Below are 25,874 nucleotides of genomic sequence, written 5' to 3'. Positions count from 1 at the left end.
GATTTAGAATAAAAATAAAAATGGGATTATATAATCGAAATAATTAATTAGAATTCACACCCTTTTTTTCTTTTATTTTTACCAGATTAGCATCATGTCTAACCTTAAAACTTATTCATACGACTAACCAATAAGTAATAAAAATGCCACCTCTCAATAAATGGGATTTTTTTATGCTTTTGAGCACTTTTTGGCAACTAAAGAATTGGACTACAAAAATATTAAAACAGCTATACTATTGCCCAATAAGAAAAATGGGAACAAACATAGAGACAAGGAAAAGCAGAATTTTCAAATTTGCTTTAATATCCAATTACATCTTTTTATATCTTTTTTTTTTTGTGTAACACATCTAATACCCTAACATAAAAACTTAGAAACAATCCTGTAATACACTCCTTCTTTTTAATTAAAAAATCAAATTTTATAAGTTTCATTTTAGGTTTTACCCCTACTATTTTTTAATTTAGCAACTAAGAAATCCCTACTCTGAATCAGTTATAATCCAACTTAATAAAACAAAACAACTTCTGATAATAGAGTCACTTAAGAAGCCCAATTAGAAGAGACAATCATTCATGCATACAATTAAAGAGAATAAAATTCAGCAACCTAAATTTTCAGAGGCATTTCGTTTTTGGTTTATATTAGGCTGGATTAGTTTTGGAGGTACAACAGGACACGTAACAATTATGCACGATTTTCTTGTCGAAAAAAAGAAATGGGTAAGCAACAGTAAATTTTTCTCTGCGCTTAATGCCTGTATGATCCTGCCGGGACCTGAAGCGCATCAGCTGGCCATTTATCTGGGATGGAAACTTCACGGAATAAAAGGTGGTATTATATCTGGTTTGTTCTTTATTTTGCCTTCTATTTTTATCCTCTTATGCCTTAGCATTATTTATGCTCTTTATGGGAACACTCCAATACTAACTTCAGTATTTGATGGATTAAAGCCTGCAGTTTTGGCTATTATCATATTTGCTACCTGGAAAGTAAGCCAAAAATCACTCCTGAGTTTTTTACATTATTTTGTCGCTTTTTCCTCGTTTATCTGTTCGTGGTTTCTAAACGTTCCAACACCATGGATCATTATCAGCGTAATCTTTTTTTCTATTATAATTAGCCTTGTATCTCCTGGTCTTATGATCTTAAAAAAGAGAAAAAATGAAATCGACAATCACGAAAATTCATACTACGTTAATAGTAATACGGCTCCCCATAAAACACCTGCAAAAACAATAATAAAACAGCTCTCAGTTTTTGCGCTCCTTTGGCTTATTCCTTTTTTAGGAGTTACCTATTTTCTTGCAGATAGCTTATTTTGGCAAAAACTCTCCCTGCTTTTTACAAAATCTGCATTTTTAACAATTGGCGGATCGTATACTGTAATTCCATACGTTGCCGGTTTGGTCACAAGCAAATTGGCCTGGCTCTCAAAAACCCAGATGGTAGACGGTTTTGCCCTGGCTGAAACTACTCCGGGGCCACTTGTCATTGTTTTATCGTATGTTGGCTTTATGGCGGGATTAAACCATTTTAACGGTTCACTTTTAATGGGAACTCTGGGACTTTTGACAGCCAGTTATTTTACATTTCTTCCTAATTTTATTATGATTTTTACAGGAGCTCCTTTAATTGAAAAATCTCAAAAAAATCAAACAGTTCAGGCTATTCTATCACTCGTTACCGCCTCTGTTGTTGGGGTTATTGTTAATCTTGCATTTTACCTAGGAGAAAGCATTTTATTTTTGGGTAAAATGATTTCATTACCCAATATAAATTGGCTGGCACTGGGATGGGTTTTGTTCTCTTTGTTTTTACTTATAAGATATAAATTAAACATGGTATACCTCATACTAATCAGTCTTCTATATGGTTTGCTGCGCTATTTTCTTATAAGTATTTAGCATTACTTTTCATAAAATATACAATCCTATAATGGGTTTACTTTAGTTTCTTTTCGATAACCTAACGGATTTATAGCTGTATGTTTTTGAAAAAATTTATTAAAATGACTTGAATCCGTAAAACCAAATTCCAATGCAATTTCAGATAATGAACACTCACTGTTCCTGATTCTGTTTTTGATCATTTCAATCTTCAGAGAACTGATATAGGTACCAAGAGACATCTCCATATTCTTTTTAAAAATGCCCCTTAAACCTGATTCAGAAAGTCTAAAAGTATTGCTTAAATTTTTCACCGTTAATTTTTCTGGAAAATGAATATGTGAATGAATATAATTTTGGATTCTCTCGATCTGCGTCATGCCATATTGAGCCGTCGTATCGTTGGCATTTTTCATTCTTTTATCAATCAGCAACAACAAACTTCTCAAAAGGTTAGTGTGAATTTCTGTCACTTGCTGATTGTTATCCTGCCATTCAGAAATCATAAGTTGCATAATAGTACTGATCTTGTTTAAAAACTGTACGTCATTATTGATCTCCACGGCATATAAATGCCACTTTCTCGTTAAACTGGTTAAGAGATTATCCCAATAATCTGTAGTACTCGAATTAATACCTGCTTTTAATACACCGGGCAGGAATTTGATCACGCTAAATTGGCATTCTTCTGCAATATAAAAATCGTGATGATCTTCAGGAGCCAGAAAAAACATTGTATCTCCCTTATATTCAGTGCTTATTTTATTCAGTTCATGCGTACCGCTTCCTCCTGCTACAAACATAAACTCATAATGATTGTGATTGTGCAAAGGAAAAGGCCATACTGATGTGCTGAAATACCTTATAAAGAGCGGCTCAAACTGAACTAATTTCATTTTGCAAATATCGGCAAAATATACAAATTGTTTATCGCATTATACCATTTTGTACATTTTCAACTACCTAAGTTTGCATTATTAATACAAGAATAAATATGTTAATCAAAGATAAAAGTAAATACGCCATTCCGGTTATGGCTTTTTCAGCCGGCACAATTGTCGCAAATGTTTATTACAGTCAGCCCATTCTCCAAAATATCGCAGGAGCATTGCACAAGTCAGAAAATGCTGTTGGCAAGATTGCCATGCTTGCTCAGATTGGTTATGGTGTAGGAATGTTTTTTTTGTTGCCGTTAGGAGATAAAATGAACAGAAAACGATTAATTATCGGAATCTGTTTTTTATTAGTACTTACATTAATACTCATCGCCAATACCTCTCACCTTGAATCCCTATTGGTCCTTAGTTTCTTTGCCGGTATTTTTTCTACTCCCGCACAAATTATTCTTCCAATGGCAGCCTCTTTAAATAAAGAAAACCGTGGGAAAAACGTAGGCGTTGTGTTTAGCGGTATTTTATGTGGTATCCTTGGATCACGTTTAATAAGCGGTTGGCTTACTGATATTTGGGGGTGGCAAAGTGTTTATTGGTTCTCTGCTTTGCTAGTCACAATCAGTATTGTATTGTTATGGTTATTCCTGCCCGAAGTACCCGTTAAATTTAAAGGAAGTTATCTCAACCTCTTACGCTCAACCATGCAATTGGTAAAGCGGTATAAAATATTAAGACAAGCAGCATTATTGGGTGCTTTTTCTTTTGGAATATTCTGCTCGTTCTGGACCACCTTGACATTTCATTTAAGCGGTACTCCGTTTAAGTATTCATCGTCAACTATTGGGCTTTTTGGAGTCATCGCAATTGGCGGCGCTTTAGTTGCTCCTTATTTTGGAAAATTAGCGGACAAAGGACAAATTTTCAAAAATCTCGCCCTTACTATTGGCCTTATTATGGGCAGCATTATTGCCATGATCCTGTTTCCTGAATCTGTTGCGGTATTAATTGGCGCAATCTTCTTTTTGGATATTGGTGTTCAGGCAACACAAATCACAAACTTTACAAGAATTTATGCCTTAGACGAAGAAGCACATAGTCGTTTGAATACTGTATATATGACCACCTACTTTATTGGTGCAGGAATAGGAACATTTTTCGGATTAATTAGCTGGACTTTAGGCGGCTGGCACTTTGCATTGCTGCAAATGTTATTATGGAGTATAATCGCAGCTGCAATTGTATGGCTTTCCAGTAAAAATAAACTTTAAAAATAAACAGATCTAAAATCAACATTAGATGCTGTTTTGATCTCTTATTAAAAACTTAAAACAAATGATACAAATTGCAATAATAAGTGATATTCACGCCAATCTTATCGCGCTGAACGAGGTATTAAATGATATTAAAAACAGGTCAATACACCAGACTTATTGCCTTGGCGACCTGGTTGATTTTGCCCCATGGGGAAATGAAGTTATTGAAAAAATTAAAAATAAAGGAATCCCCTGTTTATTAGGGAATCACGACGAAAGAATCGCTTTTGATATTCCTATCGTGCCGTTAGTTCATCACGACCAAAAAGAAACCGCCAACAGACTCATCGCTATTAATCACAGTAAAACCGAAATTGCTGCAGCAAATAAAAATTGGCTGGCTTCATTGCCTTATAATTTAGAACTGACATACAGGATCAATGAGGTAACAAAAAAAATACTTCTCGTACATGCAGGTCTGCTCAGTAATGATACTTATATTTATGAATCAGATTTAAAAAATGATACTGCAAAAGAATTAAAGGATAAAGGTATAGATGCAGTTATAATGGGGCACACACATCTTTCTTACATACAAAACCATTCGAATGTATTATTTGTTAATTCAGGTTCTGTAGGACGAAGCAGAGAAACCGACAGAAAAGCCACCTATTGTATATTGACTATTACCGAAAAAGGAATTGAAGCAGAAATAGTAAAAGTAGACTACAATATAAACGAAGTGGCCCAACAGATTTACAAAAGTGATATCCCTGATTTCTATGGTGATTTTTTATTAAACAAGTAATTTTAGCATTGCCTGAGTTTATTTTCCATTCAATTTCTGTATTCAATTAAAAATGGCTGGATAATTTATAAATTTGTACTTTAATTAAAATCTACACTTATATAAAAATAAGATAATTAAAATTATGTATACACATTCCAAAGAAACTCAAAGCAACTTAACCCCAACAGCCGCCCTCGATTTTTTAAAACTGGGTAACGAAAGATTTGTAAACAATCTAAAAGCAAACCGTAATTTATTACAGCAGGTAAATGAAACTTCTAACGGGCAATTTCCTTTTGCCACTATTTTAAGCTGTATCGACAGCAGGACTTCTGCCGAACTTATTTTTGATCAGGGATTAGGGGATATTTTCAGCATTCGTATCGCAGGAAACATCCTCAACGAAGACATTTTGGGCAGTATGGAATTTGCCACAAAAATGGCAGGTACTAAGGTTTTAATAATACTGGGCCATACTAATTGTGGTGCTATTACCGGCGCTTGTAATCATGTTGAAATGGGAAATTTAACGACTTTACTCCATAAGATACAACCAGCCATTTTAAACGAAAAAACTACAAAAGAAAACAGAGATGGTTCGAATGCAGATTTTGTAAAAAATGTTACTGAAATCAACGTACATCTTACTATCGAAAGAGTAAGAAAAGAAAGTCCTATTATTGCTGAATTAGAGCAACAGGAAAAAATTAAAATAATTGGGGCACTTTATGACGTAGAAACAGGAAAAGTGAAGTTTTACGAATAGTTCAAAAAGAACCAAATCTCTTTTGGAGCTAGTGATTTTGGTGTTTTTAATAACCTGTTCCCTTTATTTTAACCTTACTTTGTATTTATAATATAAAGAGAGCAGGATTATGAATAAATTAATTGGATCGCCAAAGCAAAAAGCTAAAATAAACGAATGGCTGATACTTGCAATTATTATTCTTGCGCTTATTCCCGTAACCATAGATGCAACTATTTTGCATATAGCGATTCCTTCACTTACGCTTTCTTTAGGCGCAACAGGCAATGAAGTAATCTGGATTATAGATACATATCCCTTAATAATGGCAGGTTTACTTTTGCCAATGGGTGTATTGGGAGATAAAATTGGTCATAAAAAAATCTTGATTTTTGGAGTCAGTATATTTGCTTTAGCCTCTTTATTTGCCGGCTTATCTACCCAGCCTCTCTATTTAATTTTATCCCGCGCATTACTAGCATTGGGAGGTTCAATGATTATGCCCGTAACACTCGCTATTATCCGTCAGACTTTTCCGGACCAGGAAAAATGTGGCCGTGCTTTAGGAATTTGGGCTGCTGTAGGAACTATGGGAGCCGCAATAGGACCGTTAATTGGCGGGATACTTGTAGAGTATTATTCATGGGAAGCCGTATTTCTTATTAATATTCCGTTATTGTTAATCGTTATTCCGTTAATTTGGTTTGGTGTTCCCAATGGCATTTCAGATCCTAAAAAACCCTGGATTTTTAAAGATGCCTGTTTGTTATTAATTGGCGTGATTGTTTTCGTGTACGCACTAAAAAGTATTTTTAAAGAAAATCAGTCTTTATATGTTTCTGCGATAGCCGGATTATTTGGTTTTTTATTATTAAGATGGTTCTTCAAAAAACAAAAGAATACAGATACCGCAATGATCAATATATCCTTACTGCAAAACAAGCAGATTTTGTTTGCTATGTTATTGTGTTTTGTACCGATGGCTGTTATTGTTGGATTCGAATTTTTATTAGCACAAGAATTGCAGTTTGTACATAAGTTTAGCCCCATAAACGCAGGATTATTCATGATTCCTTTTGCTTTTTCTTCAGCTTTGGCAGGACCCTTAACCGGTTATTTAATTGGTAAAATAGGTTTTCGAAAACTAATTATTACGGTGCTTTTCATATCCTCATTTTCGTTTTTTATGCTGAGTACTCTAAATTTCAGCTCTTTGACCATTCCCGTATTTGGCTGGCTGGTTGTTTTAGGTTTTAGTCTGGGAATGATTTTAATGGCCGCTACAAATTCAATCATGGCGACTGCACCAATAGACAAAGCCGGAACTGCAGGTTCTATGGAATCAATTGCATATGAGCTGGGTACAGGTTTAGGAATTGCCTTTTTTGGAATCGTACTATCACAGGTTTTTATTAGAAAATTCTCTATAAGCAAAGATTTATTATCAGAGATTGGTAATAAGTCATATAATTCAATTAGCGATGTACTTATTATAGCCAATAACCTTGACGCTGCCAAACAACAGGAAATGAAAAATGCGGCAATGATCGCTTTCCAGGGCGCGCACAATATAGTATTAATTGTAGCAGGATCAATTTTAGGAATATTAGCACTTGCAATTATATTCTCCGGATCAAAGAAGACAACAAAACTAAATCTGTAACAAATTCAAAGCATCTGCAGTTCGTACCGCTTCAATAGAATTATTTACCTGAAGTTTTTCTAATATATTCTGTCTGTGCCTGTTTACAGTATTGATACTTATATTCAACTGAGCCGCAATTTCCTTGCTGATTTCGCCTTTACTAATCAATGATAAAATTTCTTTTTCACGCAGTGTCAGCAAATTAATACAGTTTATATACGTGTCAACATGAAAACTTTCCCCTGTTTTGGTATTCACGATCTTCCCGTCAATGCCGGTTGCAGATCCATTTTTTTCAAATAAATAATTGTAGAGACAAACCGCAAGCCACAAACCGCCTTCTGAACTGTTTTTTAGATAAAAACTACGATGCAAAATACGCTGGTATTCCTTTTTTGCATTCAAAGTCCTGATTTTACATTTAGTAGCATAAGCCAATCTCTCTTCAGGCGCTACCGTTTTTAAGAAATTAAAAAACTCCAATTCTAAAAGATGTCTCTCAAAAAGATCTTCAGGATGAATGCGCTGATAAATATCCTCTTCCCAAATAGAATCAATAGTTAAAAATCCCGAAGTATCCATTTCAAAAAAACTTCCAAAATCACCCGTAAAAATGTAACTTTTGTTATCTGCCAAATCAGATAGTACAGCTACTGAATGATCTATTTTTACATATTCCTTCATTGTATTAATAGCTTCTTCCAGCGCTTCTCTTCGCGTATCCGGGCTGTCAATAAATTCAAAAGAAAAATTATCTTCTAATTTCGAGATGGGATTCATAATAGTAATTCATTTATTTTCTAATAGTATCGAATTACTATAAAGATCGTTAAAAATAGAAAAATATTTCGTTCTGACGTAAAATGGTTATAAATAACTATTGTTAGAAAAATAACGAATCCCCTACTTTGTAAATTATTAATAAAATTCAAATTTAAGAAATCATGAACAGAATGCACTTAGTTTTAATCTTTATAGGCATTATGGCTGTAAAAGTAAATGCTCAAAAATTAAAATCAATGAACTGGCTCAATGAGCCGGCTGAGTGGGAAATAAAAGACAATAAGCTTACCATGCAGGTTACGCCGCAATCTGATTACTGGAACAAAAGCCATTACGGATTCACAGTTTACGACGGACCATTTCGTTATACAGAAAGAAGCGGCGAATTTGAAGTAGTTGTAAAAATGAGCGGCGTTTATAAAACCAGATTCGACCAGGTTTGCCTGATGTTACGAATAGATGAAAACAATTATATCAAAACAGGGGTCGAATATGTAGACGGTGTTTATAATATCAGTACCGTTCATACGATCGATAAAAGTTCCTGGAGTGTAATGGGATTAAAAGAAAAACCTAAAAACGTATGGATGAAAGCGGTACGCCGACTTGATGCGGTTGAAATTTTTTATTCAATCGACGGAATCAACTATACGATGACAAACACAGTATATTTTCCGGAATATAAAACCGTACAAGTTGGTATGATGGCGGCAAGCCCTGACGGAAAAGGTTTTACTGCTATTTTTGAAGATTTTAAAATTACCCATCTTCCGGACCAAAGACGTTTAGAATGGTTAAAGAATAATCAATAATTATTCGGGCAATATTTACAACGATATACAGTCTCTCCTTCAGTATTCATAATAATGATTCTTAACTAAGCATTTAATAAACTCTAATTATGATCACAAAATTTTTATTATACCTTTTATTAATAATCCTTGCCATTTGTCAAAAAGCTTTTTGCCAACAAACACAAGGCAGCGTAATTCGTGAATCTGTAAAAGAGGAAACAAATAGCATGTGGAGCAAGTTTGTTGATATTAGGAGAGATGAGCATCACAATCCGGAATTAGCATACGAAAATATTTTTCCTGTAAATGGCAATTCATAAAATATCAACCATGAACGGTAAACATTTAATGTATAGTTTTGTAAAAATAACAACTGCATTTCAAAAAAAAATAAAACGGATGAGAGATAAGGATAAATTTCTGGAAGCTTTAATAAAAAGTAACGGACATCATAATGTTATTGATCTTGGTATACAAATTGGTCTGGATGAAAATGCTACAATGGAAATAATTACGCAACTTCTGTCCGAATACAAAATAGAATATACTGTAAACGGGGTTTGTGATTACAGCTTAATGAGAAGTCAAAACCGAATGAAAGGGTCTGGAAAGTAAGTGACCTGAATTGGTAATTATACAGTTATAAAACTGATATAAGACCAAGTATTTTTTATTAACTATTTGTATGCTTTTTAGAAAATATCCGCATCACTTTTTATTTCTATCTATTGCTAAAAATAAGATTCTTAATTGCTGCTTTTCAAGTGACAAAAAAGAATTGCTACAGCTATTGCTAAATAATCAATGTACAATGCATTAATTATTTAGCAATATTTTTGCTTATTTTTGTACCAATACAAATCCCATCAGATGAAACGTTCCGGTACAGCAGATCTTCCCTTACATTATGGACACGTTCCGTTATGGCTTGCTGAGCGTATGTCTAAACTTGGTTTGGCTATTGTAGAAACAATTGCTATGGAATTTTCTACTTCTGAGGTAATCAGCAAACTAAGTAATCCCTTCTGGTTTCAGAGTTTTGGTGCTGTAATGGGCATGGACTGGCATTCGTCCGGGATTACAACATCTGTACTTGGAGCACTAAAAAAATCAGTAAATCCACATTCAAAAGAACTTGGAATATACATTTGCGGGGGCAAAGGCAAAAATTCTCTGCTAACACCTCAGGAACTTTTATTTGTAGGCGAAAAAACCGGACTTGATGGTAATAATCTCGCAAATTGCAGCAGGTTAACTGCCAAAGTTGATAATACAGCCATTCAGGACGGATTTCAATTGTACCAGCATAATTTTATTGTCGACAATAAAGGGCAATGGGCCGTTATTCAGCAAGGAATGAATCCCAACTCACAAACAGCCAGGAGATACCATTGGCATTCGCAAGATTTAAAATCTTTTATAAATGAACCACATACCTTTATTTATGGCGAAAATCAAGGCACTATTTTAAATCTTACTGCTCATGCTGCCACAAAATCCAGAGAAGGTATCTTAGAATTATCAAAAGAATCTCCAACAAAAATTATCAAGGAGATGCAATATCTTTCTATGCCGGCGCATCACGATGTCAGGATGGAAGATGTAAATATGAAAAGACTTGGTGCCATGCTTTGGGCAACACATGAAAATAAACCGGAGGATTTTGAAGAACTATTACTTTTAAAAGGAATGGGACCAAGAGCCTTGCAGTCATTAGCATTGGTTAGTGAAATAATTTACGGTACTCCTACCCGATTTGATGATCCTGCTCGTTTTTCATTTGCGCACGGAGGAAAAGACGGACATCCGTTTCCTGTTCCTGTAAAAATCTATGATGAAACAATAGACACTTTACAAAGAGCAATTAATCGTGCTAAAATAGGAAACAGTGACAAAATACAAGCCATTCAGAAACTATCTGAAATATCAAGAAAAGCGGAAGAAAGCTTTACGCCCAACACTAACTTTGATGCATTGATTCAGAGAGAACGCGATGAATCGCACAAATATGGCGGAAGAACTATTTTTGGAGATGCTAAACCTCCCAAAAAGAAACCTGCTAACCCTAGTAATCAACTGGAATTATTCTAGGTATTCTTTAAAACAAAAAAAACCTCCTAATCAAATGACTTTGGAGATTTGTTTATTTTGATGTTTTTATCTTCTAAATCGATCTCAATTTTCCTTGCCGTTATTTATAAATACCGGCATAAAAATCCAGAATCAATTAATTGTGCAATTGATTTTTAAGTGCGTACAGCTTGCTTCTAAGATTATTTAATAATAAAGGATCAAACGCTTTACCTTTTCCTTCATTTAAAAAAATCTTTTCGCCTATTGTAATTTTCAAAATATGCCCTTGCTTATTAAAAAGTTCAGAGATTAATTTTGAAGTCTGCAGCATAGGATGAATTGACTTTAGCATACTAAAGAAAAAGCCATTGTTACCATGAAAATATATAGGTAAAATAGGCACATTGGCTTTACTTATAATTTTGCCAACTACAGGATGCCATTCCGGATCTGTAATCTGACTCGTTTTAAAATTATACGAAGAAACTTCTCCTGCAGGAAATATGGCAACCGGAGTTCCTTCTCCAAGAGCTTTCAGTGTCATTTTAAGTCCTGTAATACTTGCAGAATTTTGCACGTTTTCAAACGGATTTACTGCAATAATACATTTTTCAAGATTTGGAATTTTCTTCAATAAGAAATTCCCCATGTACATTGTGTCAGGACGTATTTTTGCAAGAGTACTTAATAATGCCAATGATTCTATACCTCCGTAAGGATGGTTTGCAACTACTATAAAAGCTCCTTCGGTGGGAATATTTAATAATTCGGTGGCATCTAACTGCACTTCTACACCAATTTTCTCTAAGACATGATTAGCAAAATCTGCACCTTCAAGATTTCCTGCCTCTTTTACAATCGTATTGAGATTGTTTATTTTCATTACTTTCATTAAATAAGAAGGTAATCCCGGAATAGGAATTTTAGAGAGACCAGCAATTTCAGAAAATTTTTCTTTGGATATCAATGTCATATAGTGTACAGTTGTTAAGGTTGAGTGTGGAACTAATTAAAGCCTAATAAGGGGTTTGAACTAATAATGAAGATTATTAATTCATTAAATTTTGTTTATGATAATGTGTTGAATCAAAATGAAAATTCTGAATTATAAAAAGAAGAGCCGGTAATATTCTTATTTTAATCATGCCCAAAGATACTCGGATTTTATATGCAAACATCTGAATATAAAAATAAAACAAATATCAGAAAAAATGGCTGTCAGGCTTAAATACACAATTGTATCTTATTAATTATGAACTAACAAAAGGAATAACGGATTCAGGGTTTATTTATTATATAAAAGCAAAAATCCCATTTCAAACGAAATGGGATTTTTGTTTTTCTTTTATTTCTATAGCTTAATTACATTTCATTCAATTCATTGAACTCGTGCAAAGATTTTAATGTATTTTCATAAAATAAGATGGCTGCGATAAGATTTCCTTTATCAGAATATGGCATCATCTTTCTCTGAAATTCTACTGTAGTATCTAAGAAAGTCGTAGTTCCGGCTGCCTGAGATTCTAATATCTTTTTGTGTACACCATCGTCCGGAATACCTAAGTCTGCCATTGTAACACCCGGTTTAGTAACCAAAGCAATATAAGGCAGGGTTTTTACTAAAACTTTAATACGCTCAATGTATAATTCTAAAAGTTCTCCTTTTTGCATACCACTCAATTCTTTTTGATCATGATATTTGCGAATTAGAGCTGTTGTACTGATAATACTTCTTGGAGCATTTTTTGCTTGTGCTGAAATAGCGCCAGTTGTCAGGAAGAAAAGGACACCTAGTAAAATAATCTTACTCTTCATTTTTTTTGTGTAATTGGTTGTTGATAAAAACAAAAATATATAAATTAACTTAAAATACAACTGTATTAAATTCTTTTTTTTTAAATTTAAAGAATTGCTATTGCCCTATTCCGTCAGCCTGCGTAAATAAGATACGATCTACAGGTTTAAAAAATGATTACTAGGACTTGATTATTCTAAAACGTCCAGGATATTTTATCCATATACTTTTTTTGTTTCCATAATAATCCATAAACTCTTCACAAACAAAAACTGCGTGTGCTGTAGACCAGGCAACAACGCCGCAAAACTCACTGCCTGATTGTCGTTTTAGTTTTTCTATTTGTTTGCCTATTTTAAATCCTAAATATTTATAAATAGTCGGTGTATATACTGCACCATCCTCAAGATCCTCTAATGCCTTATTAAAAGTAGCCTCCTTGTCGATAATTTGCTTATATTTTGCCATCACAGCATAAGTCAATATTGCATAATCTGTTATTTTTTCACTCTCGCAATTGTCCTTTATAAATACAAAACCGGCAGAAATTTTAGCTCTATTGATTTCATCATTTTTCAAATTAAATGATGCGTCATTCTTTAGTGTTATTTTATTTAAACTGTCGTTTATCTTTTCAACTATAAAAAGATCGTTTAATCCGTAAACATTTAGAGCAGCCTTGATAAAAGCAATCGACGAACAGTTTGTGCGTTCTCCTTGTTTAAAGCTTTCGAATATTTTATCTGAACTCAGTTGTGCATATGAATTTGAATGGACAAACATTAAAAATAAAAAAATTGAAGTAACAGATTTCATTGTCTTTAAATTTTATAATTGTTTCCCAATCGGTTTTTGGGAATGTACAGATTTTACAAATCTATAAAAATCAACCGATAATTGTTTTTTCAGTTCTTAACTTTTTTCAAAAATAGCAAATCAGCACAATAATATTAAAAAGCAGCGGCTGATCCGGCTGGTAAAAATAAAGCCTTACTGTTTTTTGAAAGATAAATACATGTTAAGTTTTTCCTTTACAAGCCATTTCATGCGAGATTTAAAGAAAATATCAATATTATTTCTATTTTTGTATTTTACCGCCCCAAATAATGAATAATCCTGAAAGTCCCCTACCGCATAATGAGTCAGAACGTCTGGCAGCATTAAAGCGATACAATATCCTTGATACGCTTCCTGAATATGCTTTTGATGATGCAACTAAACTGGTTGCCTACATCTGTAATGTTCCTATTGCGCATATTTCTTTTATAGATAAAAACAGACAATGGTTTAAATCTGAAATTGGACTTGGTGCATCAGAGGTACCACGCGAAATTACTTTCTGCCGATATACAATTATGGAATCAAAAACGGTTGAAATTCGTGATACGTATTTAAACGAACGTTTTAAAAATGATCCAAATGTTGTTGACGGGCTCAAAGTCAGATTTTATGCAGGTATTCCGCTTACCACGCCTGATGGCTATAACATTGGAACTATTTGTGCTATTGACCATGTTTCTAAAGAGCTGAGCGAAAACCAGCTCAATGCGCTCTCTATTGTTGCAAAGCATGTGATCAACCAACTGGAACTAAGAACTAAGAACCTTGAATTAGCTGCTCAGAAAAAAATTGTCCAACGTGCTGTATTGGCAAAAGATAGTTTTTTAGCTAATATGAGTCACGAGATCAGGACGCCACTTAATGCAATAATGGGTTTTACAGATCTTTTAGACCAAACAAATCTAAATGCTGTTCAGCGCGATTATATTGAAAGTATGCAAATTGCACAGGAAAACTTACTCTTAATAGTAAATGATATTCTTGATCTTTCGAAAATCGAATCTGGTAATTTAACGATTGATGAACAACCCTTCAATCTAAAAAACTCGCTTAAACATATCTATAATTTACTAAAAGTAAAAGTGCCTGCAGCGGTCGAATTTAATCTCTTTCTTGATGCTGATATGCCTGAAATCGTTATTGGTGATCAGGGAAGACTTAACCAGATTTTAGTAAACCTAACCGGCAATGCCCTTAAATTTACTGAAGAAGGCGAAGTAACTGTTTCCGTAAAAAATATCGAAGAAACTGCCGAATATTATTCGCTTAAATTCTCTATAAAAGATACCGGTATTGGAATACCGGAGCAAAAGCTTGAGCATATTTTTGAACGATTTACCCAGGCAGAAGAAAGTACTACCAGAAGATTTGGCGGTACAGGACTTGGCCTTAATATTGTAAAACAATTAATTGAATTGCAAAATGGCGAAATTCAGGTAAAAAGCAAACCTGGACGCGGTTCTGAATTTTTCTTTGTGCTTAACTATAAAAAAGCAAATTATATTGAGACAGTAAACCTGCCGTTATCAGATTATAATTTAGGAAAACTAAAAATACTTCTTTGCGAAGACAATTTTTTAAATCAAAAACTGGTAAAAAACGTTATCCGTAATTTTGGTTTTGAATTGGATATTGCAGGAAATGGAGAAATAGGATTAGAATTTTTATCAAAAAATAAATATGATCTAATTCTAATGGATCTTCAGATGCCTGTCAAAGATGGTTATCAAACTACACAGTACATCAGGAATACAATGAAATTAAACATTCCTATTATTGCCATGACCGCGCACTCTCTTGTTGGCGAACAGGAACGCTGTTATAATGAAGGAATGAATGCTTATGTGCCAAAACCTTTTAAACAGGAAGCGCTTTTAGAGGCTATAAAAATGGCGTTGAGCAAAGATGTTACCCTTGTATTGAAAAGAAAAATAGATCTTTCTTTCTTAGAAGAAGTATCCTTTGGTGATTTAGGCTTTAGACAAGAAATGATTGACCTTTTTTTAGAAAAAATCCCCAATGAAATAACCCTTTTAGGATTGGCAATTAATAATAATGATATAGATACCGTTAAAAGGCTTTCGCATAACATGAAGTCAAGTCTTGATATATTCCTGCTTAAGGATTTAAGTAATTATGTATCTATTATTGAGAAAGAAGCATTCCGCGGGCAATTTAGTTCTGAAACCCTTGATAAGATCAATATTTTGCATAATGAAATCATTGAAGTCACTACAATTCTAAAAAAACTTCGATAAAATAAATATACCAATAGAAATCATCTGTTCAGGATTTTAATTTACCAGAATAGAATTCAAATTCTAAAAAGTCCGTCTTTTCACAAATTTCCCAATCAGGATTTCGTAAAAAAACGGACTTTTTTATGCCTTCTGAATTTTATTCTCTCACTCCGACACAAAATTCAATGAATAACCAGCAAATCAAAGAGCAGCAATCCTGAATATTTGTGCCTGCAATTTGTTTCTTTCGTCTTAGATAGTATGTTTAGGATTATAAACCATCGCTGTACACAAACAGTTTTTTCTCTCTTTACTCATTAATATCGGGCAATTGATACAAGACTTACATCCTTCCCAAAAAACATCATCAGTAGTTAACTCTGAATAAGTAGCGGGTTCAAAACCCAGTTCATGGTTCATTTTCATAACTGCCAGCCCGGTAGTCAGACTAAATATCCTTGCGTCAGGATATTTCTGGCGGCTTAACTCAAAAATCTTTCTTTTAATCTTTTTTGCCAGACCTGTGTGTCTAAATTCAGGCGCTACAATCAATCCGGAATTAGAAACAAACTGACCATTATCCCAGGAAGAGATAAAAGAAAAACCTGCCCATCGCCCATCTGTTGCAAAAGCGATAATTGCTTCGCCTTTTTTAATTTTTTCCTGAAGCAATTCCGCAGAACGGCCGGAGATACCAGTTCCGCGAGCTAAAGCAGATGCTAATGTCATATCGCTTATTTCTTTGATCCACAAAACGTGACTCGCATTCGTTGCTTCAATCGTAAAATCGAGTAGCTTTTCAGCGATCTGATTGTTGCTTAGTAAAGTTGTTTTATTTAAAAATGGCTCTGATAGCAGGAAATCCTTGCCTGCAAAATCTATAATATTCTGTTGGGTTTTCATATTTGGCTTAACGTATTTCCCGTTTTATTAATAATGTTAAGTATTGAATTTATTAGAAATACAGCATCTTATATTCAAATTAGATACCAAATACAACATCCTAAACAAATCACACAAATTAGCTACTGAATATCAAGCACTTAAAAAATAAACAATGTTTTATAGACGATTAATGCAGCTATCAAAATGATAAAATCTTCTCATTTTGATAACAAAACAATTTTTGCTCAATAACTGGGATTTCGTCTCTTAAAATCCTCCGGAGACAAGATTTACACAAATTCAAAACATTTATAATAAAAACTGAAAGTCCTTTTTCAACCTCCCGTTTAACTTCGCTTTATAAAATATTCAAACAAAAAGAGTACAGATATAAACGATTCAACTATGAAAAAAACCTTTAACCTATTTCTTGCCATTTTCACCGTTACCTTAAGTGCTTTTGCCCAGCCCAGTCCTGATGATCCTTCTTTGGCTTGGTTTAAAAAAACAACTGGGGTAATTCAGTTTCAATTAAACAAAGCGGCACAAACTTATAAACCGGGAAAAAATCCGCGTTCTGTAAATCCCGACTGAACGGTAAGATTAGCCGGCTTAACCGATTGGACAACGGGTTTCTTTCCCGGAAGTCTTTGGTACGGATATGAACTTACAGGAGACAAAACATTAGAAAACGAAGCAAAAAAGTTTACGCTCGCATTGGATTCTATTCGAAATATAAAAAATACCCATGATGTGGGTTTCATGCTTTTTTGTTCTTACGGAAATGCATACAGAATTATGGGAGACAAAATTTAACTTCCCGTTTTGGCAGATGGCGCTGCAAAACTTTATGCCCGTTTTAGTCCAACAGTGGGTAAAATTCGTTCCTGGGACTTTGCATGGTGGCATTATCCTGTAATTATCGATAATATGATGAACCTCGAATATTTATATTGGAGTGCCAATCAGTTTAACAAACCCGAATATACTGATGCCGCTACTACGCACGCTTTAACCACTATGAAAAACCATTTTAGAAAAGATTACAGTTCTTATCATTTGGTTGATTATGATCCCAAAACAGGCAAAGTATTGCGCAAAGCAACACATCAGGGTGTTACAGACGAATCGGCTTGGGCGCGTGGTCAGGCTTGGGGATTATATGGGTATACCTTGTGTTATGCCAATACTAAAAATCCAAAGTTTCTGGAACAAGCAGAACATATTGCCTCTTTTATTATGAACCATCCGCGAATGCCAAAAGATAAAGTTCCCGTTTGGGATTTTGATGTACACAATGCCTTAGATATTGCTGAACGTGCGCCAAGAGATGCGTCTGCTGCTGCTGTAATAGCATCCGCTTTATTAGATTTGAGTACTCAGGCAAAAGACGGAAAAAAGTACGCAAACTATGCCGAGGATATATTAAAATCGCTATCATCAGATGCTTATTTAGCAAAACCGGGTGAGAATAGCTTCTTTTTATTAAAACATAGCGTAGGTGCTTTTTTATACAATTCAGAGATTGATACACCACTTGGTTACGCTGATTATTACTATCTGGAAGCTTTAAAAAGATACGCTACAATCAAAAAAATTGATTTCTCGCAGAAATCGTAATTTAGCCAACTGAGATGAAAATTATAAAAAACCACATTTATTTTTGTATTTATCATACTTCTTGCTCAAAACACTTTTGCGCAGGAAGCAAAAATCGATAATCAAGTTTTGCCGCTATTAACTTAGAAACCGGAACTATTGAGAAAAATCTTTAGGTCAGGAAGACATTCAATTGACGATGGATTTAATCGAAAAAATAAAACCACACCAAATCTATGCAGCCGGAGATTTGGCAGATCCGCACGGAACTCACAAAGTTTGTCTGGATGCAATTTTTGAAACTGTAAAAACATTAAAACCAAAACCATTTATGAACGATTGCTGGGTTTGGTTGTATCGAGGTGCCTGGCAGGAATGGGGAATTGGCGAGGTTGAAATGGCGGTACCAATGAGTCCGGATCAGGTTCTGGCAAAACGTCACGAAATTTTCAAACATCAATCGCAAAAAGATGGTGTTGTTTTTCAGGGAACAGATGCAAGGGAATTTTGGCAAAGAGCCGAAGACAGAAACAGCGAAACTGCTGAACTCTACAATCAATTGGGGTTATCCCGTTATGCTGCTATGGAAGCTTTTGTGAGATGGGAGTTTTAATTAGAATGATTTTCCCGGGATTAATCAATGAAATCCCTTCGCATAATTAAAAAAAGAGCTTTGAAAACCCAGTCTGTGTGCACAAATATTAGAGAACAATTTTGAACCCAAATTTCACAAACTAAATTAACCACTTACAATTTGTGCTAATTAGTGAAATTCGTGTTTCTTTTATACTAGTATTCACAAACTGGTTTTTCAAAACTCTTTTTAAATTTATAATGGCTTGACATTCATAAAAATAATCATTCGTTTATAGCTTTACCTTCTATGAACAGTTTTATCAGCATCAAAAAACTGTACTTCTCCTGTTTGCATATTGTAAACAGCGCCAACTATTAATATTTCGCCTTTTTGTTCCATTTCCTTTAGAATACTGCTTCTCTCACGAATTTGATCGATATCCAATAAAACATTTGCATCACATACCGCTTCTACAAACGCAAAGTAGTTATATTACCTAATTTCAAATCACTTATAGCAGAGTTGATAGCACCGCAATATTCATGGCCTAAAACTAAAACTACTTTTGCTCCTGAAACTTTGCACGCATATTCCAAACTTCCTAAAATATCATCGTTTACGATATTTCCTGCTACTCTCGCAACAAATAGATTTCCGATACCGCTATGAAAAACATCTTCGACAGGAACACGAGAATCCAGCCAAGAAAGAATTACTGCTTTTGGATACTGCCCTAAAGATGCTTTCCTGACTCTTTCTGTAGTATTAAGAATCGTAAGATTATCTTCGACAAAAGCTTTGTTACCGCTTTTTAATCGTTCCAATACTTCAATGGGAGTAAGTTTTGCCTGTTGTTCAGACGTTAAGATATCTGAAGAAATAATATCTTTCTTATCAATCGACATGATTTCATTTGTCTTTTCCTGACTTACTACTGCAGAATGATAGTTTTGGCAGCCAATAACAAAAAATAAAGAAAAGATAACTACACTTTTTTTCATGAGATAATCATTAAAATTAAATAATGGTCTTGGTATTAATTCACTTTTTAGATTCTTAAAAAAAATCACCACAACATTATTGCTATTTATTCTTTAAATGTAAAAACAAACATTTAAATTATAATAAAATAAATTCACTTTTAAATAGTGAAAAGTATCCCTGTCAACCGCTTTTTCATTAATTACAACTCATAAAAAATCCATCACCTATAAAAAACAGATGATGGATTTTTTTCTAAAATAGTAAGCTTACTCTACCCCGCCGCCTAAAGCACGATATAAATTTATTGCTGCATTCAATTTTTCTAATTTGATGGTCACAACATCAAGATCATTTTGCAAAGCACCATTTTGTGCTACAATAACATCCAGATAAGTTACCATTCCGCTCTTATAAAGTAAATTGGCATCGCTGGTTGCCTTATCTAATGAAACTGATTTTTCTGTAGCAAGTCCTATACGTTCATCAGCATTTTTTAATCTTGACATCGCGTCTGAAACTTCTCCTACAGCTACAATAAATGATTGTTTGAACTGAACAACGGCTTTCTCTTGTTCTAAAACAGCAATTTCATAAGCTGTTCTTAAAGCACGTTTTTTAAAGATAGGCTGTACCAAATTTGCCGCAATGGTTTTTGTAACTGAACCCGGGAAATTAAACCAGGTATCAAATTCAAAAGAATTCACTCCAATAGATGGACTAAGACTCAACGTTGGATACATGGTTGCTTTTGCCAAACCTGTTTTAGCATTGGCAGACATAACGGCATACTCAGCAGCCTTGACATCTGGTCTTCGGCTTAAAAGTGATACGGGAATTCCTGACGGCAAAGCAACAGCAAATTCTGCTACATCAAGATTTCCTGTTCGTGTAATACTGTTAGGATATTCACCACATAAAATTTGCAATGCATTTTCCTGAACCGCTATATTTGCCTTTGCTAAAGGAACCAACAATTCCGCTGTTTTCTTTTGTGCCTCCGTTTGGTAAACTGCCAATGAACTTATCATACCGGATTTATATTGCATTTGCATCATACTTAAAGTATTATTACTCAAATCAATATTTTTCTGCGCTATTTTAAGCTGTTCGTCTAATCCTAAAAGGTTATAATAAGATTGGGCAACCTGCACTATAATTCTTGTTTTTAGGGCCGAAAGATTTTCTTTCTGAGCAAAATAACCTGCTTTGGCATCTCTTTTTTGCATGGCCGCTTTTCCCCATATATCAGCTTCCCAGGATAATCTAAGATTTGCACTGTAATCGTCCATATAATCCTTGCCAATAAATTGTGCACTCAAAGAACCATTAAGCGAATTTTTAGACTGATAACTACGGCTCGCACCTGCATCAAAATCAAGCGTTGGCAATAACGATAATTTTGCCTGTTTGTAAGTAAGATCAAGCTGTTCCATACTTTTCATGGCGATAAGCACCTCGTTGTTTTTAACGAGGGCTTTTTCGATCAAATCAACCAGTAGCGGATCTTTATAATAACTTTTCCAGGGATGCAAAACTGTATCTCCGGTTAATGCGACTTCTTCACGATATTTTTCAGGTGCATTTAAATCTGTGCGAGCATATTTTTTCCCTACCACACATGATGTTAGCAAAACACCCGTAAATAAAGAAACTCCAATTTTAAATAGTACTCTCATTATTCTTCTTTTATAGGTTGAATTACACTCTTTTTACCGGATACTTTTTCTTGTAGATATTGGAAGAGTATAAAAAGTAACGGAATTACAAAAACTCCCAAAACTACTCCGCTAAACATTCCAATAGCAGCACTTACACTAATAGATCTGTTTCCAATTGCTGTACCTCCAGAGGCAAACATCAAAGGAATCATACCTGCAATAAATGCCAGGGATGTCATTATAATAGGTCTTAATCTTGACTTTGCTCCTTCTATGGCGGCTTCGGTTATTGACAAACCGGCGTTACGCCTCTGAAGGGCAAACTCTACAATAAGAATGGCGTTCTTTGCCAGAAGACCTACAAGCATGATTAATCCTACCTGAACATAAATATTATTGTCAAGTCCCACCGCTTTGACTCCTGCAAAAGCACCTAATATTCCGGTTGGGATAGAAAGTAAAACTGCAAGCGGCAATAAATAACTTTCGTACTGGGCTGCCAGTAAAAAGAACACAAAAAGAAGACATAATCCAAAAATGGCAATAGTCTGGTTTCCTCCTGCTTTTTCTTCAAGACTCAATCCTGTCCATTCGTAGCTGTAATCAGATGGAAGTTTATCCAGAACCGTTTCAAGATTTCCCATAATTTGTCCGTTACTAAATCCCGGTAATGCTACCGCCGTAATATTAACCGAATTATAAAGATTATAACGATTAACAGATTCCGGTCCGTAAACTTTACGAAGTTTTACCAGGGATTTTACAGGAACCATTTCCATTTTGGCATTACGAACAAAGATTTCGTTAAAGGCATCCTGATCAGTTCTAAAAACACCATCGGCCTTAACATTTACTCTGTAAAATTTTCCAAATCTTGAAAAATCTGCTGACTGGTCTCCGGCAAAATAAGTCTGAATATTATTCAGGAGATCTCGAACATTGATTCCCATTTGGCTCGCTTTTTCCTCATCTACTTCAAGTTCAAACTGCGGATAATCTGCCCTGAAAGTCGTATAAGCATATTGCACTCCGGGCTGTTGCATTATTTGCCCTATTACTTTATCAGCCATCGCTTTTAATGTTGCCGGATCACGTGCTGTTCTATCCTGAAGCACTATTTCTGCTCCACTTGTAACACCAAATCCTTCAACGGGAGGCATTCTAAGCACCATTATAGAACCTTCTTTTATCTTCGATAATTTACCGCTTACGTTATTCAGGATCGTTTCGATATCCTTTACTTCTCCTCTTTCTTTTTTAGGTTTTAATTTTATAAATCCTAATCCGTAGGCAGTACTGGCACTATTACTCAAAATGTTAAAACCTGTAATACTGGTATTGTTCGCAATTGCTTCTACTGTAGAAAGTTCTTTCTCCATTTTCTTTACCACTTCTGTAGTACGATCTAATGCTGTACCAGGTGGCATCGATAAACTGTAAATCATAAAACCATCATCTTCAAGAGGTACAAAACTTTTAGGAGTAGATATCATCATCATGATAGCAATCGCACTGATTCCTACAACTAATCCTCCTGCAAGCCATTTTCTGCCAATTAGAAAACGAACTCCTTTGATATACTTTCCTGTTAAGTTATTGAAGCTTGTATTAAAACCTATAAAAAAACGTTCTTTAAATCCTGTTTTATGACTATTGTCTTTATGTTCTCCATTATGATTGTTCTTTAGCAAAAGCGCACATAATGCCGGCGTAAGGGTAAGTGCATTTACTGCCGAAATAATAATTGCAATCGCAAGTGTATAGGCAAATTGCTTATAGAAAATACCTGATGATCCTGTCATAAAACCAATTGGAATAAATACAGCTGACATTACTAAGGTTATCGAGATAACTGCTCCCGTAATTTCTGTCATCGCGCTATGAGTCGCCTCTTTAGCAGTAAGACCGGAATCTTCTTCCATTTTACTGTGCACAGCTTCGACGACCACAATAGCATCATCGACGACAATCCCAATGGCAAGTACCAAGGCAAAAAGCGTTAGGATATTTATGGTAAATCCAAATACGAGCAGGAAGAAAAATGTTCCTATAATAGCAACAGGAACTGCAATTGCCGGAATAATTGTAGATCGAATGTCCTGAAGGAAAATAAAAACTACTATAAAAACCAGAACGAATGCTTCCATCAAAGTAGATTTTACCTGTCCCGTGGCTTCATCAAGCCGCTCTTTGGTACTCATTACGTTAACGTACTTGATACCGGGAGGAAAAGATTTAGACAATCTTTCTACTTCCTGATTAATACCTATCTCGATATCATTTGCATTCGAACCTGAAGTTTGTAAGATTGCCATTGTTACGGCATTTTTACCGCTGGATTTATTATCTCCACTGTATGAAATAGAACCAAACTCTACTCTTGCAACATCTTTAAGCCTTAAGATATTATTACCATCGTTTTTAACAACAATGTTTTCATATTGTTCCGGTTTGTTTTTCTTTCCTTTATATCGGATAACGTACTCTAATGCTGCTTTTGATTCTTCGCCCAGTTTTCCCGGAGCTGACTCTAAACTTTGACTGGCAATTGCCTGCGTTACATCTAAAGGTACAAGTCCGGCATTGGCCATTTTTCGAGGATCAAGCCATACTCGCATTGCATAATCTTTCTGTCCAAAAATTTGTACCTGTCCTACACCGGGAACACGCTTAATTTGGGGAACAAGATTGATGTTGGCATAATTTTGCAAAAACAACTCATCGTATTTATTGTTGTCATCTGTATAAAGATTAAAAACAACAATCATACTATTTTGCTGCTTCGAAGTTGTAAGTCCCATTCTTACAACTTCCTGAGGTAGTTTTGGCGTCGCTTGCTGTACTCTGTTCTGAACGTTTACCGCAGCCTGATCCGGATCTACACCTTGTTTAAAAATGACACTGATCGAAAAAGATCCGTCATTACTGGCTGTAGATTTTATATACTGCATGTTTTCAACACCATTAATCTGCTCCTCGAGAGGTGTTACCACAGAACGAATAACGGTCTCACTATTTCCTCCGGGATAAGAACCACTTACCATTACGGTTGGCGGCGAAATATCAGGAAACCTCGTTACCGATAATCTTGTAAGACCTATGATACCTAATATCACCAAAACAATGGAGATAACCGTAGCCAATACAGGCCTGTCTATTATTTTTTTTAACATGGAAAATGTTATTTAATATTAAAACCAAAAAATTATTTATTGCTGAGTGCTTTCGCAGCAATTTTAGGAACTACTTCGACATTATCGTACAGCAAATCAATACTGTTCAATGCGATCTTGTCACCTGATTTTACACCACTTTTTACAAAATAATCCGTTCCGGTGCTACCGGCAATTTCAATAGGAACCATCCCTACTTTGTTGCCCGTTTTTAGAACGTAAACAAAAAATTTGTCCTGAATATCCTTTACACTTGCCATTGGAACTGTAATTACTGAGTTCAGACTATTGTTTAATACTACTCGCGCTGAACCTCCTGAACGCAATTGTTTTTTAGGGTTTGGAAAAATGGCTTTTAAAGCTATGGTTCCTGTCGTACGATCAATATTACCACTCGCAACTTCTAATTTTCCCTGATGCTCGTATACACTATCGTCAGCCAGAATCAGACTAACTGTTTGGTTTGATTTTGAGTCTTTTAAGAAAGACAGATAATCGGCTTCACTTAATGAGAAATAAACAAATACAGTATTAATCTCAGAAAGAATAGTCAACGGAACAGGATCTGTTGGCGTAACAAGATTACCTACGCGATTAGGAATTCTGCTGATATAACCGCTTACGGGAGCTTTTATCAAAGAAAAATCGGCATTGATCTGTGATGATCCCAGTGCTGCTTTTGCTTGTGCTGCCTGTGCAGATGCTGCTTCATAATTTGCCTGTGCCGTTTTTAGCTGCATGTCAGAATATACTTTTGCATCAACAAGCGGTTTGATCTTTTCGATTTCTAACTTGGCATTTGCAAGATTTGCCAGGGCATTTTTATAAGCTGCCTGACTGTTGTTTACTTGCTCTTTAAAAACATCTGCCTTGATTTTAAACAACGATTGCCCTTTGTTGACATAATCGCCCTCTTTTACATAAATTGCTTCAAGATATCCTGACACCTGAGGTTTGATGTCAACGTTTACTGAACCTTCAATAATTCCCGGATATTTTTTTTCTACTTCACCTGTAATGATTGCAGCCTGAAAAAAATCTACTTCTGGTTTTGGAGGTGCAAAAGCTTCTGCGCCTGGTCCGCTTTTGCCACATGAAGAAAAGCTAATTATAATTAATAAAACTACCATATTGCTAAGTGTCTTATTATTCTGGAAAAACTGTTTTGTCATTTTATTTCATTTTAATGAATACATCGAATTTGACGGCAAAATAACAACTCAAATGCCTTTTTAATTTTTGGAACTTTACCCAA

At 34.8% G+C, this 25,874-nt stretch carries 23 protein-coding genes and 1 pseudogene; 13 read left to right on the top strand and 11 right to left on the bottom strand.

Annotated features, from left to right (window positions below; all coding sequences use genetic code 11):
* Positions 1–578: 578 nt before the first annotated feature.
* Positions 579–1,910: a chromate efflux transporter gene (gene chrA, locus QLQ94_RS15860; RefSeq protein ID WP_482497765.1), complete on the top strand. Its 1,332-nt coding sequence runs from the start codon at positions 579–581 to the stop codon at positions 1,908–1,910.
* 26 nt (positions 1,911–1,936) lie between these two features.
* Here chrA and QLQ94_RS15855 read toward each other — a convergent pair whose 3' ends face one another.
* Positions 1,937–2,788 carry an AraC family transcriptional regulator gene (locus tag QLQ94_RS15855; protein ID WP_271336857.1) on the bottom strand — a complete coding sequence of 284 codons (852 nt, stop codon included), beginning with the start codon at positions 2,786–2,788 and terminating at the stop codon, positions 1,937–1,939.
* 98 nt (positions 2,789–2,886) lie between these two features.
* Between QLQ94_RS15855 and QLQ94_RS15850 the strand changes: the two genes are divergently transcribed.
* From QLQ94_RS15850 to QLQ94_RS15835, 4 genes are all read left to right on the top strand, one after another.
* Complete coding sequence (locus QLQ94_RS15850) at positions 2,887–4,053, top strand: MFS transporter (protein ID WP_271336856.1); 1,167 nt, start codon at positions 2,887–2,889, stop codon at positions 4,051–4,053.
* Between the two features lie 64 nt (positions 4,054–4,117).
* Entirely contained in the window at positions 4,118–4,846 is a 729-nt protein-coding gene (locus QLQ94_RS15845) for a metallophosphoesterase family protein (RefSeq protein ID WP_271336855.1), read from the top strand.
* A 124-nt stretch (positions 4,847–4,970) separates the two neighbouring features.
* The gene (locus tag QLQ94_RS15840; RefSeq protein WP_271336854.1) at positions 4,971–5,594 is read left to right on the top strand and encodes a carbonic anhydrase family protein; all 624 of its coding nucleotides are present in this window, start codon (positions 4,971–4,973) and stop codon (positions 5,592–5,594) included.
* A gap of 109 nt (positions 5,595–5,703) precedes the next feature.
* Positions 5,704–7,236 (top strand): MFS transporter, encoded by a 1,533-nt coding sequence (locus QLQ94_RS15835; RefSeq protein ID WP_482497763.1) that lies wholly within the window; start codon positions 5,704–5,706, stop codon positions 7,234–7,236.
* On the opposite strand, the gene QLQ94_RS15830 is transcribed toward QLQ94_RS15835, so the two are convergent.
* Positions 7,225–7,998 carry a response regulator transcription factor gene (locus QLQ94_RS15830; RefSeq protein ID WP_271336852.1) on the bottom strand — a complete coding sequence of 258 codons (774 nt, stop codon included), beginning with the start codon at positions 7,996–7,998 and terminating at the stop codon, positions 7,225–7,227. The genes QLQ94_RS15835 and QLQ94_RS15830 overlap by 12 nt on opposite strands.
* Positions 7,999–8,162: 164 nt before the next feature.
* On the opposite strand from QLQ94_RS15830, the gene QLQ94_RS15825 reads away from it, so the two are divergent.
* The 4 genes from QLQ94_RS15825 (at position 8,163) to QLQ94_RS15810 (ending at position 10,886) form a co-directional block, all read left to right on the top strand.
* Complete coding sequence (locus tag QLQ94_RS15825; RefSeq protein ID WP_482497761.1) at positions 8,163–8,813, top strand: DUF1349 domain-containing protein; 651 nt, start codon at positions 8,163–8,165, stop codon at positions 8,811–8,813.
* Between the two features lie 89 nt (positions 8,814–8,902).
* Entirely contained in the window at positions 8,903–9,115 is a 213-nt protein-coding gene (locus QLQ94_RS15820) for a hypothetical protein (RefSeq protein ID WP_482497760.1), read from the top strand.
* Positions 9,116–9,125: 10 nt separating this feature from the next.
* Positions 9,126–9,410 carry a hypothetical protein gene (locus tag QLQ94_RS15815; protein WP_271336849.1) on the top strand — a complete coding sequence of 95 codons (285 nt, stop codon included), beginning with the start codon at positions 9,126–9,128 and terminating at the stop codon, positions 9,408–9,410.
* 255 nt (positions 9,411–9,665) lie between these two features.
* Complete coding sequence (locus tag QLQ94_RS15810) at positions 9,666–10,886, top strand: DUF763 domain-containing protein (protein ID WP_482497758.1); 1,221 nt, start codon at positions 9,666–9,668, stop codon at positions 10,884–10,886.
* A 136-nt stretch (positions 10,887–11,022) separates the two neighbouring features.
* Here QLQ94_RS15810 and QLQ94_RS15805 read toward each other — a convergent pair whose 3' ends face one another.
* The 3 genes from QLQ94_RS15805 to QLQ94_RS15795 all read right to left on the bottom strand — a co-directional run bounded on the left by QLQ94_RS15805 (position 11,023) and on the right by QLQ94_RS15795 (position 13,479).
* On the bottom strand, positions 11,023–11,841 hold the full coding sequence (locus tag QLQ94_RS15805) for a 1-acyl-sn-glycerol-3-phosphate acyltransferase (protein WP_271336847.1): 819 nt from the start codon (positions 11,839–11,841) through the stop codon (positions 11,023–11,025).
* Between the two features lie 389 nt (positions 11,842–12,230).
* A complete protein-coding gene (locus tag QLQ94_RS15800) occupies positions 12,231–12,683 on the bottom strand; it encodes a hypothetical protein (RefSeq protein WP_271336846.1) in 453 nt (150 codons plus the stop codon).
* A gap of 160 nt (positions 12,684–12,843) precedes the next feature.
* Entirely contained in the window at positions 12,844–13,479 is a 636-nt protein-coding gene (locus tag QLQ94_RS15795; RefSeq protein ID WP_482497755.1) for a hypothetical protein, read from the bottom strand.
* Between the two features lie 290 nt (positions 13,480–13,769).
* Between QLQ94_RS15795 and QLQ94_RS15790 the strand changes: the two genes are divergently transcribed.
* On the top strand, positions 13,770–15,761 hold the full coding sequence (locus QLQ94_RS15790; protein ID WP_482497753.1) for an ATP-binding protein: 1,992 nt from the start codon (positions 13,770–13,772) through the stop codon (positions 15,759–15,761).
* 234 nt (positions 15,762–15,995) lie between these two features.
* Here QLQ94_RS15790 and QLQ94_RS15785 read toward each other — a convergent pair whose 3' ends face one another.
* Complete coding sequence (locus QLQ94_RS15785; RefSeq protein WP_482497752.1) at positions 15,996–16,646, bottom strand: GNAT family N-acetyltransferase; 651 nt, start codon at positions 16,644–16,646, stop codon at positions 15,996–15,998.
* Positions 16,647–17,033: 387 nt separating this feature from the next.
* Between QLQ94_RS15785 and QLQ94_RS15780 the strand changes: the two genes are divergently transcribed.
* The 3 genes and pseudogenes from QLQ94_RS15780 to QLQ94_RS15770 form a co-directional block, all read left to right on the top strand.
* Positions 17,034–17,222: a hypothetical protein gene (locus QLQ94_RS15780; protein WP_482497750.1), complete on the top strand. Its 189-nt coding sequence runs from the start codon at positions 17,034–17,036 to the stop codon at positions 17,220–17,222.
* 231 nt (positions 17,223–17,453) lie between these two features.
* Positions 17,454–18,248, top strand: a complete 795-nt coding sequence (locus QLQ94_RS15775) for a glycoside hydrolase family 88 protein (RefSeq protein WP_271336841.1) — start codon at positions 17,454–17,456, stop codon at positions 18,246–18,248.
* A gap of 125 nt (positions 18,249–18,373) precedes the next feature.
* Positions 18,374–18,840, top strand: a pseudogene (locus QLQ94_RS15770) (glucosamine-6-phosphate deaminase); the annotation flags it as partial.
* Between the two features lie 261 nt (positions 18,841–19,101).
* Here QLQ94_RS15770 and QLQ94_RS15765 read toward each other — a convergent pair.
* The 5 genes from QLQ94_RS15765 to QLQ94_RS15745 all read right to left on the bottom strand — a co-directional run bounded on the left by QLQ94_RS15765 (position 19,102) and on the right by QLQ94_RS15745 (position 25,791).
* Positions 19,102–19,248 (bottom strand): hypothetical protein, encoded by a 147-nt coding sequence (locus QLQ94_RS15765; RefSeq protein ID WP_427402650.1) that lies wholly within the window; start codon positions 19,246–19,248, stop codon positions 19,102–19,104.
* A gap of 26 nt (positions 19,249–19,274) precedes the next feature.
* Positions 19,275–19,805: a carbonic anhydrase gene (locus QLQ94_RS15760; RefSeq protein ID WP_482497748.1), complete on the bottom strand. Its 531-nt coding sequence runs from the start codon at positions 19,803–19,805 to the stop codon at positions 19,275–19,277.
* Between the two features lie 249 nt (positions 19,806–20,054).
* Positions 20,055–21,464: an efflux transporter outer membrane subunit gene (locus tag QLQ94_RS15755; protein ID WP_482497746.1), complete on the bottom strand. Its 1,410-nt coding sequence runs from the start codon at positions 21,462–21,464 to the stop codon at positions 20,055–20,057.
* Positions 21,464–24,619: an efflux RND transporter permease subunit gene (locus tag QLQ94_RS15750; RefSeq protein ID WP_482497744.1), complete on the bottom strand. Its 3,156-nt coding sequence runs from the start codon at positions 24,617–24,619 to the stop codon at positions 21,464–21,466. The genes QLQ94_RS15755 and QLQ94_RS15750 overlap by 1 nt, the downstream gene beginning before the upstream one ends.
* A 32-nt stretch (positions 24,620–24,651) precedes the next feature.
* Complete coding sequence (locus QLQ94_RS15745) at positions 24,652–25,791, bottom strand: efflux RND transporter periplasmic adaptor subunit (protein WP_271336837.1); 1,140 nt, start codon at positions 25,789–25,791, stop codon at positions 24,652–24,654.
* Between the last annotated feature and the right edge of the window lie 83 nt (positions 25,792–25,874).

The sequence above is a fragment of the Flavobacterium sp. B114r genome (assembly GCF_056824125.1).
The sequence above is the reverse complement of the archived record's forward strand: the minus strand, read 5'-3'. Positions and strand labels throughout refer to the sequence as shown.